At 61.9% G+C, this 17,380-nt stretch carries 11 protein-coding genes, 1 tRNA gene and 1 pseudogene; 1 reads left to right on the top strand and 12 read right to left on the bottom strand.

Annotated features, from left to right (window positions below; all coding sequences use genetic code 11):
• Nucleotides 1-92 precede the first annotated feature (92 nt).
• Entirely contained in the window at nt 93-1,178 is a 1,086-nt protein-coding gene (locus JIN81_RS15265) for an aldose epimerase family protein (protein WP_200281726.1), read from the top strand.
• On the opposite strand, the gene JIN81_RS15260 is transcribed toward JIN81_RS15265, so the two are convergent.
• The 12 genes and pseudogenes from JIN81_RS15260 to JIN81_RS15205 all read right to left on the bottom strand — a co-directional run bounded on the left by JIN81_RS15260 (nt 1,153) and on the right by JIN81_RS15205 (nt 17,376).
• Nucleotides 1,153-1,767 (bottom strand): hypothetical protein, encoded by a 615-nt coding sequence (locus tag JIN81_RS15260; protein WP_200281723.1) that lies wholly within the window; start codon nt 1,765-1,767, stop codon nt 1,153-1,155. The genes JIN81_RS15265 and JIN81_RS15260 overlap by 26 nt on opposite strands.
• A 114-nt stretch (nt 1,768-1,881) precedes the next feature.
• Nucleotides 1,882-1,969 (bottom strand) — tRNA-Ser (locus tag JIN81_RS15255).
• Nucleotides 1,970-2,018: 49 nt separating this feature from the next.
• Entirely contained in the window at nt 2,019-4,670 is a 2,652-nt protein-coding gene (locus JIN81_RS15250) for a tetratricopeptide repeat protein (RefSeq protein ID WP_200281721.1), read from the bottom strand.
• Nucleotides 4,671-4,788: 118 nt separating this feature from the next.
• Complete coding sequence (locus JIN81_RS15245; protein WP_200281719.1) at nt 4,789-5,478, bottom strand: NAD-dependent deacylase; 690 nt, start codon at nt 5,476-5,478, stop codon at nt 4,789-4,791.
• On the bottom strand, nt 5,475-6,842 hold the full coding sequence (gene mnmE / locus JIN81_RS15240; protein WP_325100894.1) for a tRNA uridine-5-carboxymethylaminomethyl(34) synthesis GTPase MnmE: 1,368 nt from the start codon (nt 6,840-6,842) through the stop codon (nt 5,475-5,477). The genes JIN81_RS15245 and mnmE overlap by 4 nt, the downstream gene beginning before the upstream one ends.
• Before the next feature lie 1,180 nt (nt 6,843-8,022).
• A pseudogene (locus tag JIN81_RS19670) lies at nt 8,023-8,472 on the bottom strand (hypothetical protein); the annotation flags it as partial.
• A 594-nt stretch (nt 8,473-9,066) separates the two neighbouring features.
• Nucleotides 9,067-10,179, bottom strand: coding sequence for a histidinol-phosphate transaminase (hisC, locus tag JIN81_RS15230; RefSeq protein WP_200281716.1), 1,113 nt, complete (start codon nt 10,177-10,179; stop codon nt 9,067-9,069).
• Nucleotides 10,180-10,319: 140 nt separating this feature from the next.
• Nucleotides 10,320-11,327 (bottom strand): ABC transporter ATP-binding protein, encoded by a 1,008-nt coding sequence (locus JIN81_RS15225; protein ID WP_325100893.1) that lies wholly within the window; start codon nt 11,325-11,327, stop codon nt 10,320-10,322.
• Complete coding sequence (locus JIN81_RS15220) at nt 11,324-12,319, bottom strand: ABC transporter ATP-binding protein (RefSeq protein ID WP_200281715.1); 996 nt, start codon at nt 12,317-12,319, stop codon at nt 11,324-11,326. The genes JIN81_RS15225 and JIN81_RS15220 overlap by 4 nt, the downstream gene beginning before the upstream one ends.
• A complete protein-coding gene (locus JIN81_RS15215; protein WP_200281714.1) occupies nt 12,316-14,553 on the bottom strand; it encodes an ABC transporter substrate-binding protein in 2,238 nt (745 codons plus the stop codon). The genes JIN81_RS15220 and JIN81_RS15215 overlap by 4 nt, the downstream gene beginning before the upstream one ends.
• The gene (locus JIN81_RS15210; protein WP_200281713.1) at nt 14,550-16,103 is read right to left on the bottom strand and encodes an ABC transporter permease subunit; all 1,554 of its coding nucleotides are present in this window, start codon (nt 16,101-16,103) and stop codon (nt 14,550-14,552) included. Before JIN81_RS15210 ends, JIN81_RS15215 begins: the two co-directional genes overlap by 4 nt.
• 4 nt (nt 16,104-16,107) lie before the next feature.
• Entirely contained in the window at nt 16,108-17,376 is a 1,269-nt protein-coding gene (locus JIN81_RS15205) for an ABC transporter permease (protein WP_234045015.1), read from the bottom strand.
• Nucleotides 17,377-17,380: the final 4 nt, after the last annotated feature.

The following is a 17,380-nucleotide window of genomic DNA, read 5'->3' as shown; positions in this document are numbered from 1 at the left end:
TTTGCCGGTTTCCAAAAGGAAATTGCCGGATTTCACGACCCGCATTCAAACCCTTTACCCTTCGCCCGAATTTTCGTGAAATCTCCTCCGCCATGGAGACCCAAACCCCACTCTCACCCGCCTGCGAATCCTTCGGCATCCTTCCGGATGAGACGGAGGCCCGCTGCTACACGCTGAGAAACTCCCATGGCACCAAGGCGGTCATCTGCAACTTCGGAGCCACCCTGATCAGCCTCGAAATCGCCGATCGCGAGGGCAAACTCGCCGACGTCGTCCTCGGCTACGATTCCGCCGAACCCTACGCCCTCGACACCAACCCGAGCCATGGCGCCACCGTCGGTCGATTCGGAAACCGGATCGCCCACGGGAAATTCGAGCTCGACGGCATCCCCTACCAACTCGCCACCAACAACGATCCCGGCGGCATCCCGTGCCACCTCCACGGCGGCAACATCGGATTCAACCGCCGCATGTGGACGGTCATTGAGCACGACTCGACATCCATCACCTTCGAATACCTTTCACCCGCCGGCGAGGAAAACTACCCCGGCACCCTGACGACCCGGGTGACCTACCTCCTCACCGAGGACAACGAGCTTCAATGGAATGTCAGCGCCACCACCGACGCCGCCACCCCCATCAACATCGTCAACCACACCTACTGGAATCTTAGTGGTGATCCCTCGTCGCTCATCCACGATCACCTCCTCACCCTGGCCGCCGACGAATACCTTCCGGCCACCGTCGGCCTGATTCCTACGGGCGAGCGCCACCCGGTGAGTGGCACTCCGATGGACTTCACGCGGCACACGCGTGTCGGAGATCGCATCAAGGACGACTTCGAGGCCCTCAAGAACGCCAATGGTTACGACGCCTGCTGGATCATCCGGGACGCCCGACCGGATGGCATGGCTTTCGCCGGACGGGTGGAAGACCCCGCGACCGGCCGGATCATGGAAGTCTTCACCAACCAACCCGGCGTCCATTTCTACAGCGGCAACTTCCTCGACGACACCGTGCCCGGCAAAGGCGGAGCCTGCTACCAACCCGGATCAGGCCTGTGTCTGGAAACCGAGAATTTCCCCGACGCCCCGAACCACCCCGACTTCCCGGATTGCATCCTCCGCCCCGGCAAGACCTATGAACACCGCCTCACTTTCCGGTTTTCGGTGAAGTAGTCTCACCCCCCTCAATCGGGTCATTCCCCATCGACTCCCCTCCTGCTGGGTCCTCGTTCTGGTCTGACTCCAGCTCAGCCTTCAAGCGGTCGACCCGTTCCTGGAAGAAGGCCACCACTTCGCTATCGAATTCATCAGCGTGCTCCTTCTCGGCCTTGGCCAGTGAATACTCGGCCGCCTCAAGCCGCACCTGCGCCACACTCTTCCCGGCTTTCGCACGGATCATGACCCAGTTCTCAACGGTCGTCTTGTCGAACGGCTCATAACCCATGTAGCCTTTGGGAATCGGATCGACGAACATGCCCCGGATCAGCAGCATGGCTACGTCACCCATCGTAGGAGGTTCCATCGAACTCGATTGGAACACCGGCTGATTCGCCTTCTGACGCCGGCCCAACTGGCGAAACAAATAGGGCAATTTCTCCGTACCGGCAGCTCGGAGCCGCTCGAAATTGGCCGAGACAGCTTGATCGTCGCCCCCTGCACGGAAGCTCTCGAAAAGCTCAATCACCTCCTCAGGCGGCAAGGGTTCGTCGACCACCTCTGCCTCCAATCCTGCCGCGCAGATCCAAACGAAAACCCACAACAAGAGCGCAAGCACCTTCACACATACCAGATTGCGCGAACCTCGACGCCAGCACAAGCCCGCGCCCCTCACCCTAAAATGCCAGACCCCATGCCCGGTCACACCGGGCATGGGGTCTGGCAGAGAGGGTGGGATTCGAACCCACGAGACCTTTCGGTCTGCCGGTTTTCAAGACCGGTGCATTCGACCACTCTGCCACCTCTCCGTCGGGGGCGTATGCTTGGATGAACTTCCGCCCGGGGCAAGCCTGGAAATCAATCAAGTGGCAGCGGACCACTCTCGAATCGGTCAAACTGCCGCAGCAGGGTTTCGTCCCCAGGCTGGCGGATGACCGCCCGGCGGGACCACTCGAGTGCCTTCTCCCGGTTTCCCTGGGCAAAGTGGATCTCGCCCATGGTGTCCAGATAAGCCGCTTGGCGTGGGAGCAAATCCAGCGCCTCCTCGAGCATGGTCTTCGACTCAGCCAGACGCCGGTTCGCACGCGCCGCCGTCCATGCCAGCGAGTTCATCGTGTTGTGACTCTTCGGGTAGCGCTTCAGCACTTGGCTGAACGCCTCCCAAGTCGTTTCGAACCACTCATCGTGCAACTTGTTGAGCCCGACCTCTCGCAACCCCGGGAAAAAGAAGTCGGCCATGGAACCATCGGTCAATCCACTCTGATGACAACGCGTCAGGGTCTTGACTGACTGCTCGCGATCATCCTTGAGACGGCTGAAGGCACGCGCCATCTCGACCTCGAGTCGACCCCGCGAAAACGCGGATGGCTGATCGGACACCTCACCCTTCATCACCTGGTAGAGCAAATACATCTCGCCCAGCGAGGCTGCCAGTTTCCAATCCCCCTGCTGCTTCGACTCGTTCGCCACAAGCAAAGCCGAGTAGTAAAATTCCTGGTCGACCTCCACTGATTGGGTGGCGGCGCGCATCCACCACTCCATCGCCCGTTCGAAATCCACGGAACTCGCGTAGGCCTGGCCGATCGAACGCATCGTCCTCGGATCACCCAGCGCAAGCCGCTCGGCCATCTCATCATGGACTCTCGCCTCCTCAAGCTTGCCTGCACGGCGCAGGGCACCCGCCAGGTAGGCCTGCTTCATGGCGTTGGCCGGGTTGCGCTCGACGTCCCTCCGCCACACCGCCGCGACCTCATCCCATCGACCCACCGACCCCAGACAGAAGACCTCGAAACTCGCGAAGCGAAACTCATCGCTGTATCCCCCCAGATCATCGAGCGTAAACCCTGCCGCCTTGAGTTCATCACACAGCAGCATGAAGAGGTCGGCATCGGAATTCAACGCACTCACGGCGAGCAACAGACCGTAGCGTTCCGCCCTCTCCATCTTCGGCCCGTTCCCCGTCTGCTCGAGCTGCCATTCCCACCACTTCTGCGCCTCACCATCATCAGGAAGGCGCCCAAGCAGCTTGGCCATCAGCTCGACACGTGCGGCATGGGTCAGATCCGCATCGAACGCGGAAGCCGATTCCCACAAACCATCGGAATACCTCGAATCCCCGAAAAGGCTGTCACGGATCAATTGCCAGCGCGCATCGTCATTCGCCCCGAACTCTGCCGCCGCTGCCAGCACGGGACGGATCGCCCCCGCCATCGAATAGCGTGATCCCAACTCGCCGATCACTTCCATGAACCACTCCGGATCCGCCTTCCCCAGCTCGACCAGGGACCCGACCATCGCTTCGTGCAGTTCATGGTGCATGCCACGGCGCTCCATGAAGCCGGCAAGCTGTGAGATCTCGGAAAGCTCGTCTTCCATCTCATCGGGATCATCGATCAAAACCTTGAAACGCTTCTCCATCCACCCGCGGAAGTCGGGATTGCGTGGATCGATGCCAAAGATCTCGACCGCCTCGTCAACCCGCTCGGCGCTGTCGAAGGTAAGGAAGGCCGTGGTGGGAGAAAGTTTCACGAGGAGTGGGTCAGCCTTTTCCCGCTCGCCCAAGGCATAAAGGACTCCCAGTGAAAGCCAGCTTTCGTCATCGAAGTTCGTCCGGATCGACGACACCAGCTCCCTGACCAAGGGCGGTGACACCTCCTTCCCCCGCCACAATGCTGCGGCTGCCTTGCGGTAGGCGTCCAAGGCCGTCGGGGGAATCTCACCGGACGGCACCGGCGCATGCACCAACCACCCGGATGGATCCCCATCCAGCATTCGCAGCCTCGCAGCCGCCAAAGGATCGCCCGCCGCCTCAGCCTCCCGCGCCGCCGCCTGCCGATTTCCCGCCGCCGAGTGGAGCACGTAGCGCCAGAGCGGTCCGGCCACTCCCTGCAGCTTGCTCGCCTTCGCCAGTTCCTCGTCCAAGGTGCCACGCACCCGGTGGAAATCCGCCAGAGCCATCAGCTGGGCGGCTTCCGGCCGACCCAACTCAAGCAACTCCTTCGCCTGCTTGAAATTCGGTTCGTCCTCCGCGAGGAGATCCCGTGCAGCCATCACCGACACCCCGGCCATCTCCCCGGCGATCCGACGCAGCGTCTCGGGGTCGGTCTCCAGTTCGTGGATCTTGAGCACCTGCCGCCAGGCACGCAGCTCCTTGAGCTCCCGGATGATCTCGAGCCTCTCGGTCGCCGATGCCTGATCGTAGCGTTCGACCAGGGCGACCACTTCCGCCGGGCTGTCCGGAAGAATCCCCAGCTGGATCTTCCTGAGCAACTCACCCGCACGCAGGGACACCTCGGGATCCGCACTCTCAGCGGCTTCCTCAAGCAGAGCTCGGACATCCGCACCCAACTCCCAGAGCTCGTAGCTGGCACGCACCCGGACCGGATAACTCTCATCACCCAGATCCTCGATCAGCACCGATGGCGTCACGATCTCCGCACGCTCTTCCGCTGCCGGCAGGAACATCCCGCCCGCCCAGGCCAGCAGGATCCATGGGAGTCTTGATTGCATTCGTGAAAAGCGTCCGAGTTTTCCTACGAATTGCAAACCCTCAATCTTAGGAAGATTCCCAGCCGCCAGCCCGGATCCCCGCAGGATCGCGCGGAAATCCTCCTCCCCCACGTCTCCATCAGCCGATCAGCCCATCCACCCAGGCGGGCACCAGCTCACCGGCCGGTCCATGACGACTGACATCGAAGGCCCCACTTACCTCACTCGGATCCAGGTTCAGCTCCAGAGTCTTCGCCCCCGATTCGTTCGCAATCTCCACGAAGCCTGCCGCGGGATAGACCCGACCCGATGTCCCGATGGACACGAACTCATCCGCCCGCTCGAGCTCCTGCTGGATCCAATCGAGATGGATCGGCATTTCGCCAAACCACACCACGTGCGGACGCAGACAATCAATGCCGCCACAGGCATCACAAATCGAAGCGCGCGACAGGTCATGCCGACACACCGAGACCTTGCCACACTCCTCGCAACGGCTCTTGAGAAGTTCCCCATGCATGTGCAGGACCTCGGGTGAGCCCGCCCGCTCATGGAGGTCGTCGATGTTCTGAGTGATCAGCACCACCCGGTGGCTTCCTTCGCGCGCCAGCCGGGCCAGCGCCCGGTGAGCGGGATTCGGTTCCACCGCCTGCACCTTGCGCCTCCTTTGATTGTAGAATTGATGCACCTTCTCCGCATCGCGCCGGAAGCCCTCGGGCGTGGCCACATCCTCGACACGGTGACCTTCCCACAACCCGTCGTCGCCACGGAAGACCGGCACGCCGGACTCCGCGGAAATGCCCGCTCCAGTGAGGATCACGATGTTCATTTTCCGATACAGAACTGGCTGAAAATGGAACCCAGAATCTCCTCGGTATCCACCCGACCGGCAATCTCACCGAGCAAGTCCAGTGACTCCCGTAGATCGAGTGCAACGATCTCCGGGTCCGCTTGCGCACGCAAACTGTCCGCTGCCCGATCCAGCGCCTCTTCCGCCCGCTTCAAGCGATCACGGTGGCGGGCATTGATCGCGACCGAGTGCTCACCCCAGTCCGCCTCACCAAACTCAGCCAACTCCCGGATCCGACCGCGCAGCTCGCCAAGTCCCGCACCATCCACGCAGGACACCTGCAAATCCTCCACATCGTTCCACTGCGGGTGAATGCCCAGATCCACCTTGTTCAGCACCCGGATGGTCCGTGGTGCATCCGGCAGATCCCCGGGCAAAGCGTCATCCGGCGACAGGCTCGCATCCGCCACCACGATCAGCAGATCCGCACGCCCCGCTTCCTTCCGGGTCCGACGAATCCCCTCCTCCTCGATCTCACCTTCGGCCACCCGCAAACCCGCCGTGTCCACCACGCGGAGTGGGATGCCCTCGACCACCAGCATCTCCTCGATGGTGTCCCGGGTCGTTCCCGCCGCATCGCTCACGATGGCCCGGTCTTCACCCAGCAGGGCGTTGAGCAAGCTCGACTTCCCCGCATTCGGCAGACCGCAGATCACCGTCCGCAATCCCTCCCGCAGGACCCGCCCCTGATCCGCCGTCGACAGCAGCGACCGGATTCCTTCCGTCACCGAAGCCATCCGGGCCAGCAAGGCCTCACCCGTCGCCGGATCGATGTCCTCCTCGGGGAAATCGATCCACGCCTCAAGCTGGGCCACCACCCCGATCAGCTCCTCCCTCAGACCCTCGGTCCTCTGTCCGAGCCTCCCCTCCAGTTGCTCATGCGCCGCGCGCAATGCCAAGTGGCTCTGAGCGGAAATCAGGTCCATCACGGCCTCCGCCTGCGTCAGGTCCAGCTTGCCATTGAAAAATGCCCGCTCGGTGAACTCCCCCGGCCCGGCGGAACGCGCCCCGCAATCGAGCAAACGTCGCAACACCTGACTCGTGACAAAGCGCCCGCCATGAGTCGCCACTTCCGCCACCGGCTCACCCGTGTAGCTCCGTGGACCATGGAAAAAGGTGACCAGCACCTGATCAATCACTCCCCCCTCCGCATCCCGGATCGTGCGCAGCACCGCCTTCCGGTCCGGCCATTCGGGCGAACTCCCACAGGCCGCCGAAACCACCGCCGCCGCATCCGGACCAGAGACCCGGATCAATGCCACCGCGCCCGTGCCACCCGCCGTCGCCAGCGCCGCAATCGTGTCGCCCCCCATGATCTCAGCGGGCACTTGGGATGGCCTCACCCCCGACACCGAGGAATTCCCAGCAGATGAACTTCGTCACCTCCAGCTGCGGCGTCGCCTCATGACTCCACCCGAGCTCGATGGTCGCCGTTTTAGAAGTCGCCCGTCCCTCCTTGGTGCCACGCCAATTCAGAATCGACAGCGCCTGGCCGATCTCCGAGTCCACCGCGACGTTTACCCGCGCCGAGTCTTCCTTCGGATATGCCGGATCGGCAATCATGTAGGTGCGGTATCCAGCCGGCACCCGACGATTCTCAGGCACCGTCTCCGCGATGATTACCCGGAACACCTTCCTCGTTCCCGCCGCGGGCAACTCGAGGAAGTCCCTCATCGTCCGGTACTTGGTTTGCACGAAGGTCTCCCAGTCCACTCGCAGGCCATCCGGCGTCCGCTTGAAGAGGGCATGCACCTTCAGCGGCTCCGCCGTGAAGTTCGAGCGACGTGCCACCGTGGCCAGCAGGAGCCCCGGATCCTCCACTCCGTGCTGCACCGCCAGCGGCGAGAGCGGCACGAAAAACTCATCCAGCTCGAAGACCGGCGGCTGGTCGTAGGTCAGCATGAAAATCCCACGCTGCTTGTCCGCCATCAGCAAGGGAAAGACCGCAAACGCTTCCTCCGGCGTGTCCGAGTCATCGATACGGAGACCATCGTAGAAGTCATCCATTTCCTCAAGCAACTCACTGCCACGGATCGAGTAGGCCGCCTTGCCCGCGCTCCGCTCGGCCGCCAGGAACCTTCCCAGCACTTCGCGTGCATCCTTCTCCCAGCCACCTTCCAAATACTGCTTCTCTCGTAGCTCACGATTCACCGTCCCCTGCACTCCCGTCGGACCATCGGGAGATTTCAGCAGCTTCGGAACGAACATCACCGCGCCGACCACCACCGCTGCCAGGAGCAAAAGAACCACCAATGCCCCCACGGGAACCGAACGCTTCTTGCGCGGCCGGTTCTCGCCAACCGCCTTTTCGCCCTCAGCAGCCGCAACGGGGGATTCCACCGGGGTCTCCACCACCGGCTCGGGGGTCTCCGCCTGTTGAGGAGTCTCCTTCGGAACCTCTTTCGCCGGCTCTACCGGAACCGCCGCAGGTTCGGACACCCTCGCGGGCTCCCGCGATCCCATATCCTGCCCTGGAGGGAGTACCGACGGCATCGTCGATGTCCCCATGATATCGATCGGAGCCTGAGCCGCTCTCTCAGCCGCCCTGGCCTTCGCCTCCGCTTCCGCCTTAGCCTTTGCCTCGGCTTCCGCCTTGGCCTTCGCCTCCGCTTCCGCCTTAGCCTTTGCCTCCGCTTCCGCCTTGGCCTTTGCCTCAGCTTCCGCCCTAGCATTCTCCTCGGCTTCTGCCTTAGCCTTTGCCTCCGCTTCCGCCTTGGCCTTTGCCTCAGCTTCCGCCCTAGCATTCTCCTCGGCTTCTGCCTTGGCCTTCTCCTCCGCTTCCGTCTTGGCCTTCTCCTCGGCTTCTGCCTTGGCCTTAGCCTCGGCTTCTGCCTTGGCCTTAGCCTCGGCTTCCGCCTTGGCCTTCGCCTCCGCCTCCGCTTCCGCCCTAGCATTCTCCTCCGCTTCCGCCTTAGCCTTTGCCTCGGCTTCCGCCTTGGCCTTTGCCTCCGCTTCCGCCTTAGCCTTCGCCTCCGCTTCCGCCTTGGCCTTTGCCTCCGCTTCCGCCTTGGCCTTTGCCTCCGCTTCCGCTTCCGCCTTAGCCTTTGCCTCGGCTTCCGCCTTAGCCTTCGCCTCGGCTTCCGCCTTGGCCTTCGCCTCCGCTTCCGCCTTGGCCTTCGCCTCCGCTTCCGCCTTGGCCTTGGCTGCAGCTTCCTCGCGCGCCATGGCATCGGCGGCGGCCGTTGGAGGCAGAGCAGGTGGCGTCACGGGAGGTTTAGCCGCCTGAGCAGGCACGACCGGCTCGGTCAGCACCGGCTTTCCGAAAATCGGATCCAAGGCCAACGGGTCCTCTTTGGGCTCCGAGCCGGGCGAGGTGATCTCCAACTGGCAGTGAGGACAGGGCCCCGTCGTCGGAGGCAAATTCCGCGGCACGAGGATTTTCCCATCACAATGGATGCAGCGGAACTCTCTTTGATCGTCGTTCGCAGATGGTGTTGCCATGTTCTTGAGGAAAAGTGTGCCGGATTCATCACCGACACTCAAGCTGACTTCGAAAAAGGCCCGAATGATCGACCACTAGGCCGGTTCACGGGGCCACAGCCCGGGTCACCGGGTGACCCGAATCACTCAACCAGCTTTGAAACCTGTCGCCTCCAGTGCCTCATCGAGCACCGCGAGCCCCCGTTGGTTCTCCTCGGGAGTTCCCACCGACACCCGGATCCAGGCCGGTTGCTTGTAGCTGCGGAGCGCCCTGACGATCACCCCCCGCTTGAGCATCTCGGCGAAAACGGCATCGCCATCACCGACTTCGACCATCACGAAGTTCGCCACGCTCGGAATGAAGTTCAGGCCTCGCTGGCGGAACGCATCCTGCCAGAATACCAGCCCCTCGCGGTTCACCGCCCGGGTCCGCTCGATGTGCTCGTCGTCGGCGAGCCCCGCCAGCGCACCCGCCTGGGCAATGGCATTCGCATTGAACGGCTGCCGGGCCTTCTGAAGAATCGCAGCCACCCCTTTCGAGGCCAGACCGTAGCCGATGCGCAGCGCCGCAAGCCCGTGAATCTTCGAACAGGTCCGCAAAACACAGACATTCCGACCTTCACGGACATACTTCACCGTGTCCGGCGGGGTCTCGAGAAACTCGTAGTAGGCCTCATCAAAACACACCACCACGTGCTCCGGCACCTGGTCCATGAATCGATCAAGCGCGGCTTCATCCACCATCGTCCCGGTCGGATTGTTCGGGTTCGCGATGAAGACCAGACGGGTTTTCCCGGTGATCGCCGCGGCCATCGCATCGAGGTCGTGCACGAACCCCGGATCCGGCACCTCGACGTAGCCCGCACCGAACAGGCTGGCCATCAACTTGTAGACCACAAAGGCGTGCTCCGCCGCGATCAGTTCCGCACCGGGATTCAAAAACGAGTGACACAGTAGTTCAATGATCTCGTTCGAACCGTTTCCCAGAACCACGTTCTCCATCTCCACCCCCTGCCTCTCGGCAATCGCATGCCGCAGACGGTAGCCACCGCCATCCGGGTAAATGTGCGCCTTCTCGATGGCTTCGCGCATCGCCTCCTTGGCCAGGGGCGAAGGCCCGAGCGGATTCTCATTCGAAGCCAGCTTGATGATGTCCGCCGGATCCAGCCCCAGTTCCCGAGCCGTCTCCTCGATCGGCTTGCCGGGTTCATAGGCATGCAGGTCACAGACGAACTGGTTTGCAAAAGCATCGATGGCCATGCCGGGAAGCTAGACACTCGCGCCCAACCCGCAATCCAGAAGGATGCGGAAACCGGCATTCCATGCACGAACGACCGAAGCCGTGCCAGCGGGCCCCAGGCAACCTTTCCAAGAGACCAACGAGTCCCGCGGGCTGTTCCCTAGACAAGCTTCGCCGCCTGCTTCCAGTCCGCCTCATCGAGGCAACATGGATCCGCCGCAACCCAGTGACCGGGCTCGATTTCCACCAGCGGCAAATCCTTGCCGATGGTTTCCTCGTAACGCGGATGGGAGATCCGGTGTCCGAACGCACTGCCCTTCGGTGGGTCGATGGGTGATGGCACGTCGCCTTCAAGCAGCACCCGGTCGACCACGCGAGTCGGATCCGGATGCGGAATCGCCGAGAGCAAGGCCTTGGTGTAGGCGTGCTTCGGCCGCTGATAGATCGCGTCCGAACTCGCCAACTCGACAATCTTGCCGAGATACATCACCGCCACCCGGTCCGAGATGTGCTTCACCACCGCCAGATCGTGGGCGATGAACAAGTAGGACAACCCCATCTCCTGCTGGAGCTCCATCAGGAGATTCAGCACCTGTGACTGCACCGACACATCGAGGGCCGACACGGGTTCATCACAAATGATCATCTTCGGCTTGAGCGCGATCGCCCTCGCGATCCCGATGCGCTGGCGCTGTCCGCCGGAAAACTCAAAGGGATACCGGTCCGCACTTGCCGCAGGCAGTCCGACCCGCTCCAGCAGTTCCTCGACCCACTTCCGGCGCTCGGCCGGAGTGCCCACCCGATGAATCGCGAAGGGTTCCTCGAGCAATTCACGGACACTGTGACGGGCATTCAGCGATTCGACGGGATCCTGGAAAATCATCTGCAGCTCACGGCGAACCGGGCGCATCGCCGAAGTCCCGGCGCGGGTGATGTCCTTGCCATCAAATCCGATGCTTCCCGTCGTCGGGTCCTCCAACCTCACGATGGCCTTGCCAAGGGTCGACTTGCCACAGCCCGACTCTCCCACCAAACCAAGGGTTTCACCGGATGCAATCTGCAGCGACACTCCGTCGACCGCCTTCACCGCGTCCGTCTGCCGCATCATCAGGCCCCCGTGCACCGGGAAGTGCACCCTCAGATCATCCACGGTAAGCAACGCACTCACTGGGCCACCTCCTTCGCACCTTCATAACAGTTCGGGCAGGTTTCCACCCAGTGCCCGGTCTCCACTTCCCTGAAGTCCGGTCGCTCGCGCAGCGCCGGCCCACGGCGCTCCATCCTTTGACAGAATCGACATCCCGGCACGAAATCGGAGATGGAAGCCACCATCCCCGGGATCACCGGAAGCACGGTTTTCGGCTCGGTTTCGATCCGTGGGATCGAGGCCAGCAGACCCTTCGTGTAGGCATGAAGCGGGTTGGCGAAGAGTTCCTTCACCGGCGCCTTCTCAACGACCCGCCCGGCATACATCACGACCACTTCATCACAACTCTCGGCAATCACACCAAGGTCGTGGGTGATCAGGACAAGCGACATTCCCATCTCTTTCTGCAGTCGCTTCATCAGATCCAGAATCTGTGCCTGCACCGTCACATCGAGCGCCGTCGTCGGCTCATCCGCGATGACCAGGTCCGGACGACATGCCAGCGCCATGGCAATCACCACCCGCTGACGCATCCCCCCGGAAAGCTGGTGAGGATAGTCGCCGATCCGTTGCTCGGGAGCCGGGATACGAACCAGCTTGAGCATCTCGATCGATGCCTCCCACGCCTCCTTCTTGCTCATCTTCTTGTGCAGCAGGAAGCATTCGGAAAGTTGGCGACCGATCCGATGCACCGGATTCAAGGCGGTCATCGGTTCCTGGAAGATCACGCCAATCTCGCCACCCCGCACCTTGCGCATTTCCTTCGAGCTCACCCGGGTCAGATCGCGACCCTTGAAATTCACCACCCCTTGGAGCACCCGGCCGGCAGGTTGCGGCAACAGTTGCACGATCGACATGGCGGTCACGCTCTTGCCGCAGCCGGACTCGCCGACGATCCCCAGGGTTTTCCCCTTGGGTACGCTGAAGCTCACCCGGTCGACCGCACGCACGAGTCCCGCATCGGTATCGAATGCCGTGATCAACTCGCTGACCTCGAGAATATTGTCACTCATCGCTGGCCTCCTTCCACTGCATCATTCCCGGTTGATTCCGTGTCTTGCTCCCCGGACACCGCGGCCTCATCAGCCGGAACGGTTTCACTGGAACCCCCACCTTCCACATCGCCCGGCGTTCCGTCCGCGGATCCGCTCTCTTCCCCGGCCTCTCCAGCCTCTTCCGCTTCGGGGGTCTCGCTGGACGACGACGACATCCCGGTCCGATACTGATCATAGACGCGGTATTGTTCTTCGAAGGTCTCACCCGTCCGCATCGCCTCAAGGGTCTCGGCCTTGATCTCCTGATCGATCCAAAAGACGTGGGACATTTCCGGTTCATCGGCGATCCTCACGTTGAAGTCATCCGGCCAGCGCATCCAGCGCCAGTAACCGAGACGATAGAACGGCCGCTTGTAGGCGGGGATCCATACCGCCCGGTCATGGAAGATCTGCTCAAGCTTCCAGCTCGTATCCTTCACGACCTCCAGACTCCGGGCATTCCGGTTGGCCTCGAGGATCGGGTCCACCTCCGGATCAGCGAAAACCGAAATGTTGTTGGTCGCCGGACGCGGTTTCCTCGTTCCGGGCAGATAGGCCTCCTTCGAGTGGAACTGCTGATAGAAGTCCGGGAAGGGCGGCGTGATCCCCCACCCCGCTAAGGCAATCTCATGCTCCTTCTTGGAGGTCTTCTGGAACGACGCCGTCGCATCCATTCCCTCCAACTTGTATTCCACTCCGGCCTGCTGCGCCTCCTCCTTGAGCCGCAACAACATCGGATCCAGCGTCGGATGCTTCACGTGGTTCACCGTGAAGGACAAGCGCCGTCCCTTGTCATTCATCAGAATCCCGTCATCGCCCATCTTGTCGAACCCCGCACGCGCAAAGGCCGCGCGCGCCTTCGGAATGGAGAACTCCCGCGCCCGGATGTTCGGGTTGGAAATGTCACCGAAGCCTTCATTCAGCAGATGCAGGCGCTCGGCATCTCCACGGAGATCCAACTCGATCACCTTCTCCCAGTTGGTCGCGTGGTTCAGACCGATCCGCACATCCAGGTTGTCGAGCGGTGGCTTGGAAAAGTTCATGTACAGCCCGCGGGAGACCCGGGGGTAGTCGTTGTAAAAGACAGCCCTCTCGATGTAGCCGCTGAAGACCGCATCCACCTCGGTCCGCTCATACCACTTCTTGGCATCATTCAGCCAATAGAGGTCGATGTCCCCACGCAGGAACATCTGGAACACCTTCTCCTCGTCCCGCACCTGACGGTATTCGATCCGGTCGACGTTGAAACGGTTTCTGTAGTATTTCCGATCCTTGGCCCACCAGTCCTTGACCCGGGTCAGCGCGATGGATCGCCCCTTGTCGATGTCCTCCTTGCGGACCATGTAGGCACCCGTCGTCGGGCGCGGACGCCAGTTGTAGCGCTTGATGAAATCCGGGCCGAATTCCTTGTAGAACTCGGTCTGGAACGGCGCCACGGTCGCCGCAAAGGGAGCCAGCGGCTTCGGATAGGCAATCCGGATGCACAGGTAATCCTTGCCGTAGGTCGAGATCCCCCAGAACTGATCCTTGTAGTAGATCTTGTAGAAGGACTGGTCGAGATACGGCGAAAGATAGGCCGTAAAGGTCATCACGAAATCCTGTGACGTCACCTCCCTGCCGTCCGACCAAGTCGCCTCGTCATCGATGTGGAAATAGACCGACCGGCCATCCTCACCGACCGCCCAGCGGTCCGCCAGCCCGGGAATGAGGCGACCCGTATTGGGATGCAGCCCGACCAGCCCCATCTCGATGTTGTCCCAGTGGAACGAACGGAACGAATTGTTCGCCTCCTTGCCGCAGGAACGAATCGTCGGCGGATAGGCTCCCCCCGGGATGTGCGTGTGGAAGGTTCCACCCTTCTTGGCGTCAGGTGAGCCGATGTCCGGCTCATCCATTCCCGTTTCCCACTCGAGATCGGTCGGCAATTCCGACACATCCTTGGTCTCAAAGTAATCAGGCCGCTCCATCCGCGCCTTCAGGTCGGCCAGCAGGCCCTCCTTCTCGGCCCGCTCGGACTCCTCCATCTCGCCCTCCAGCTCCGCGGTCAGCCTCTTCAGGCCGGCATCCAACTCGTCGCGGATCTCCTCATTGATCCGCTCGCGGAACGCCGCCATCTCCGCGGTATTGTCACGCGATTGAAACGCGACATGCTTCTTGCACGCGGAGAAAGTGAGCACCACGCCGAGACACATCCAGATTGGGGAAATCTTCATTGGTAGGTGGTGAACTTCTTGGGATCGAATGCTTCGCGGATCGCTTCGCCGACGAAGGTGATCAGCAGCAGCATGCTGACCATCGTCGCGAACACCGAACTCACGATCCACGGTGATGCAAGGTTGCTGAGGCCGTCGTTGAGCATCCGCCCCCAGCTCGGATAGGAGTCCGGCACGCCGAAACCCAGGAAGTCGAGGGCGGTCAGCCCGGTCACCACGGCGGACACACTGAACGGCACCAGCGTGACGATGGTGGAAATCGCGTTGGGCAGAATGTGACGGAAGATCACCCGGGGCGTGCCCGCCCCCAGCACGCGTGCCGCACTCGCGTAGTCCCGCGCCTTCTCCTTGTAGGTCGACGTCCGCAGGTAGGTCGCCACACCGATCCATGAGAAAATACAGAACACCAGCAGGATGGTCCCGAGGGTGATGTTGTCGCGGCCGATGTTGTTCGTGATGATCATCACCACCAGCAGGAAGGGCACGTTGCTCATGATCTCCATGACCCGCTGCATCACGAGATCATAGACACCCCCGAAATAGCCCATCAGGCAGCCCATCACGATGCCGATGCCGTAGGTCAGGAAAATGTAGAGGACCGCCCCCTTGAACACGACCTGCAGGCCGCCGTAGAGCTGCGCGAGGATGTCCCACCCCTTCGAGTCGGTGCCCAGATAGTGCCGACGCTCGAGGCTCGGTGGCAGCGGTGCGTAAATCCGCTGCGCCCACCGCCCCGTCTGCGGCACCGCGAATCCTTCGGGAAGGTTCGATTCCACCACCACGCCATTCTCCCAGATCTCACGCCCGACGGCTTCCCCGTCCTCGCCCATGACTTCCGCGGACCAGCGCGGCTTGCCTTCCCGGATCCGGGCCTTGCGCAGCAGCTTGCTGGGATCATCGAGCTGATAGCAGTAGGCAAACCCGCTGAAGGGCTCGCGACCATCCGCCTCGTGGATGAGCCCATCGATGGTGGGAAGCGTGCGCTCCATGAACTCATCCGAGTCAAAGGTCGCATCCCATGGCACCGGCGGGAGGATCACCAGCAGGTCGGAGTCGCCCGACTCCTCCTTGAGCCGGCGGTAGTCCACTTCCTGCTCACCCTCACCCCCGAAGTCCTCCTCACTGAACTGCGACTGCACGAAGGCGGGAAAGACCCACTCGCCGTCCATCCTCACCGCAAGCGCCCGCTTGCCGACCAGCACCTGGTCGCACAATGCCAACGCCATGAAGAACATCAGGATGCGGAATGACGCATAGCCCCGCCCGATCGACTGGAAGCGCTGGAACTTGCGCAGTGTCAACGGATTCCAATGAAAGCCGCCACCCGAAGCAATCATCACCAGGCCGATCAGACCGATCAGGCCACAGAATCCGTAGCCGATGATCTCTCCCTGATTGGCAAGCCACGGGGACCCCTCCAGCTTGTTCGGGTCGGCATCGAAGGAGAAGAACCAGCGCAAGCTGGGGAGCGCCCAGCCCATGAATTCTCCGACCGCCGCAAGCGCAGCGACCAGAATCATCAGAAGTCCGAGTTTGCGGGGAAAGGTCATCGTGTCACTTGTAACTCACCCTTGGGTCCACCAGAGCCACACAGAGGTCTGACACCACATTGCCGATCAGCATCAGCGAGGATGAAACGAACAGCACTCCCATGATCACCGGCTCGTCGAATTCCAACAAGGCGCTGAAACTCAGAAGCCCGAAGCCGTTGATGTCGAAAATCTTCTCGATCAGGATACTGCCCGCCACGAGGATCGTCAGGTTCGCACCGAAGGTCGTCGCGATCGGGATCATCGAGTTGCGGAAGGCATGCCGGAAGACCGCCGTGCGGAACCCCGTCCCCTTCGCAATCGCGGTCCTCACGTAGTCGGCCGCCAGATTGTCCATCAGGTTGTTCTTCATCATCATCGTCATCATCGCGAAAGAACCGATGACGTAGCAGATGAGCGGCAGCGTCCCGTGGTAGGCCAGATCCTTGATCTTCCCGAGCAGCGAAAGCTCGGCGAAGTTGTCACCGACGAAGCCACCCAGCGCGAACCAGCGCAGCTGCGCCGAGAGGTAAACCACCAGCAGGGCACCCAGCGCATATCCCGGCACCGCATACCCGGTGAAGACCGTGATCGAGGTGAAGTTATCGAGCCAGCTCCGGTGCTTGATCGCCTTCACCACCCCCAGCGGAAGACAGATCGAGTAGATCAACACCATGGCCAGACCACCGAAAAACAGCGAGACCGGCATCCGCTGACGGATCATCTGACCGACCGGATCCTGATACTTGTTGGACTCACCCAGACTCCCTTGGAAAAGACCGCGGAACCCCGGCTTGTAGAGCACCGCCCGGTACTCGGGCTTCACCGACATCTCCTGGCCCGGCATCCACTTCTTCCACCGCTTCGCCTGGTACTCCGGCGTCAGGATGCGCGCTTCCCACCCCGCAGTGTCCACGTCCCCGGAAGGTGAAATCGTGCCGGTGTTATCCTCGTTCCGCGTGATCGTCACCTCGTGGACCGTTCCAGGCAGCGCGATCGTCAGCGTGGTCTCCCCGGGCTTGAACTCCTTCCCCTCCTTCACCAGGTCGCGTGGCAGGACCCCGAGCCACTCGAAGTAGGATCTCATGATCCCCTTGTCGCGGTTGTAGTCCTCCTCGGTTTCCAGCACCTGTGCCGGCGTCAGCGATGCCCCCGCATCCGCCCCGCTGCGCTTCACATTCTCCCCGCCACCCTGCTGCGAGAGCGCCCGCTCCACCGGACCGCCCGGCGTCAGCCTGACGATGGAAAAGACCAGCAGCGTGATCCCGAACAAGGTGATCGGAATCAGCAGCAATCGG

Origin of the sequence: Haloferula rosea, from assembly GCF_016595525.1 — a bacterium.
Lineage (GTDB): Bacteria > Verrucomicrobiota > Verrucomicrobiia > Verrucomicrobiales > Akkermansiaceae > Haloferula > Haloferula rosea.
The sequence above is the reverse complement of the archived record's forward strand: the minus strand, read 5'-3'. Positions and strand labels throughout refer to the sequence as shown.